Origin of the sequence: Limimaricola litoreus (genome assembly GCF_024159025.1) — a bacterium.
GTDB classification, from domain to species: Bacteria; Pseudomonadota; Alphaproteobacteria; order Rhodobacterales; family Rhodobacteraceae; genus Limimaricola; species Limimaricola litoreus.
On record NZ_JAMYXC010000285.1, the window covers coordinates 1 to 2,424 of the forward strand.

Genomic DNA, 2,424 nt, shown 5'->3' on the forward strand with positions numbered 1-2,424 from the left:
ACCACGGTGACCCCGGCGTCCTCATAGGCCGCGTCGGTAAACCCCGCGGCCACACCCGCCCCGGCCTCGATCAGGCACGCATGTCCCAGCTTTTTCAGATCTTTCGCCGAGGCCGGGGTCATCGATACCCGCGCCTCGCCGTCATGAATTTCCCTCGGTGCCCCGATCCTCACGCGCCGTCCCCTTCGGTCATTCTGCGGTTGCGAGAGGAGTAGCGGGGGAAAGAATGTTGCACAAGGGCACCGGCAGACTTTGCTGCCGCCGCGTCACGACGCCCTCACAGCCAGCGCCGCGTGCGCCCGGCCCAGGCTTCGAAACCCGCGCCGAAGCGCTTGCGCAGCATCGCCTCCTCGGGCCGGATGAAGCGGGCCTGCAGGATCGCGGCGAGCAGCGGCACCAGCGCGAGCGCCAGCGGCGCGTCGAAGATGAGAGCCGCCCCCGTGAGCAGCATGAGGTCGCCCAGATAGATCGGGTTGCGCGAGAAGCGAAACGGCCCGTCGGTGACCAGCGCCGCCGCCTCGCGGCCCGGCATGACTTCCGTTTTCCGGCGCAGCATCGTCGCACTCGCCCAAAGCATCAGCCCCAGCCCGAGCGCGATGACGGCCCCGCCCAGCGCCGCATGATACGGTCCGAAGACGAGCCAACCCGGCTCGATGCGCGACAGGCCCCATGCGGCGAGCGCGCCGTAGAGGGTCCAGGCGGGCGGAAAATCGATCCAGTACATGCCCCCATCCTTGCCCTGCCGTCGGGGCGCTGTCACGCGCAGTTGCGCAAGGGCGGCCCTGCTGCCACAACTTCGCGGGCTGACGCGAGGAGGAGCGCCGAGATGACCGATTTCCAAGCCACCAAGGCAATGTTCGAACTGCCGGATGGCGTGACATATCTCGACGGCAATTCGCTCGGCCCCCTGCCCCGGGCCGCGCCCGAGCGCATGGCGCGAGCGATGACGGGCGAATGGGGCGAGATGCTGATCACCGGCTGGAACAAGGCGGGATGGATGGATCAGCCCGCCAGCCTCGGCGACCGGGTCGGGCGGCTGATCGGCGCGCCCGAGGGGACCACGGTGCTCGGCGACACGCTGTCGATCAAGGTGCACCAGGCGCTTGCTGCCGCTCTCGCGCTGCGCCCCGAGCGCCGCGTGATCCTGAGCGACAGTGGCAACTTCCCCTCGGATCTCTACATGGCGCAGGGGCTGATCGAACAGCTCGGCCGCGGACATGAGCTGCGCGTCGTGGCGCCCGAGGAGGTCGAGGCCGCGATCGACGAGGATGTCGCGGTGATGATGATCACCGAGGTCGACTATCGCACCGGGCGTCGCCACGACATGCCCGCGCTCATCGCCCGCGCCCATGCGGCGGGCGCGCTGGCGATCTGGGATCTCGCGCATTCGGCGGGGGCCGTGGATCTCGACGTGGCGGGCGCGGATACCGATTTCGCGGTGGGCTGCACCTACAAGTTCCTCAATGGCGGCCCCGGTGCGCCCGCCTTCATCCACGTGGCCCCGCGCCTGATCGACCAGGTGCGGCCCGCGCTTTCGGGCTGGCTCGGCCATGCCGACCCCTTCGCCTTCGAGCCGGGCTACCGTCCCGGTGCGGCGATCGCGCGGATGCGCGTCGGCACGCCGCCCGTGCTCGCCATGGCGGCGCTGGAGGCGGCGCTCGACATCTGGGACGGGGTCGACATGACCGATCTGCGCGCCGCCTCGCTGGCTCTGGGCGATCGCTTCATCGCGGGCGTCGAGGCAGCCTGCCCCGGCCTGGAGCTCGCCACGCCGCGCGACCACGCCCTGCGCGGCAGCCAGGTCTCGTTCCGCCACCCCCAGGGCTACGCGGTGATGCAGGCGCTGATCGCCGAAGGCGTGATCGGCGATTTCCGCGCGCCCGACATCCTGCGCTTCGGCATCACGCCGCTTTACCTCGACGAGGGCGACATCGACCGGGCGGTCGAAGTTCTGGCGCGGATCCTGCGCGACGGATCGTGGGACCGGCCCGAATTCCACACCCGCGCCGCCGTGACCTGACCTCGGGGTGTGCGATGCCGCGTCGGTTATGCTTCGGCCATGTTTCCAGTGCCTGGAAGCGCGCACAGCGCTGAAGGCTACACCCGATCTTGACGGTTTCTCCGCAAGATGGGGCGGGATACGGGGAGGGGCCGGGCATGGGCGGAAAACGCATCGAAACGAACGCGCGGATCGGGGCCGACAGGGCCGGCCTGCCTGCGGGCACCCGCATCGCCACCCCCCTGGGCGAGCGCGCGGTCGAGACGCTGCGCCCGGGCGATCTGGTGTTGACCCGCGATCACGGCTTTCAGCCCCTGCTGCGGCTGGAGGTCGGGCGTTCGGAGGCGGTCGATGCGCCGCTGCAGCTCATGCCCGCCGCGCTGCCCGGTCTGGAGCGCGCCCTGCGCCTGCCGCCGCGCCAGCGC

Annotated in this window: 3 protein-coding genes and 1 pseudogene; 2 read left to right on the forward strand and 2 right to left on the reverse strand. The window is 70.5% G+C overall.

All coding sequences use genetic code 11. The annotated features are described in order from the left end of the window. Both NHG85_RS17605 and NHG85_RS17610 read right to left on the reverse strand, forming a co-directional pair. Positions 1–173, reverse strand: a pseudogene (locus NHG85_RS17605) (Re/Si-specific NAD(P)(+) transhydrogenase subunit alpha); the annotation flags it as partial. A 104-nt stretch (positions 174–277) separates the two neighbouring features. Continuing rightward, positions 278–724, reverse strand: coding sequence for a methyltransferase family protein (locus NHG85_RS17610; RefSeq protein WP_253334867.1), 447 nt, complete (start codon positions 722–724; stop codon positions 278–280). Positions 725–826: 102 nt separating this feature from the next. On the opposite strand from NHG85_RS17610, the gene kynU reads away from it, so the two are divergent. Together kynU and NHG85_RS17620 are read left to right on the forward strand one after the other, a co-directional pair. After that, the gene (gene kynU, locus NHG85_RS17615) at positions 827–2,020 is read left to right on the forward strand and encodes a kynureninase (RefSeq protein WP_253334869.1); all 1,194 of its coding nucleotides are present in this window, start codon (positions 827–829) and stop codon (positions 2,018–2,020) included. 137 nt (positions 2,021–2,157) lie between these two features. After that, on the forward strand, positions 2,158–2,424 hold a 267-nt coding region (locus NHG85_RS17620; RefSeq protein ID WP_253334870.1), incomplete at its 3' end, for a Hint domain-containing protein.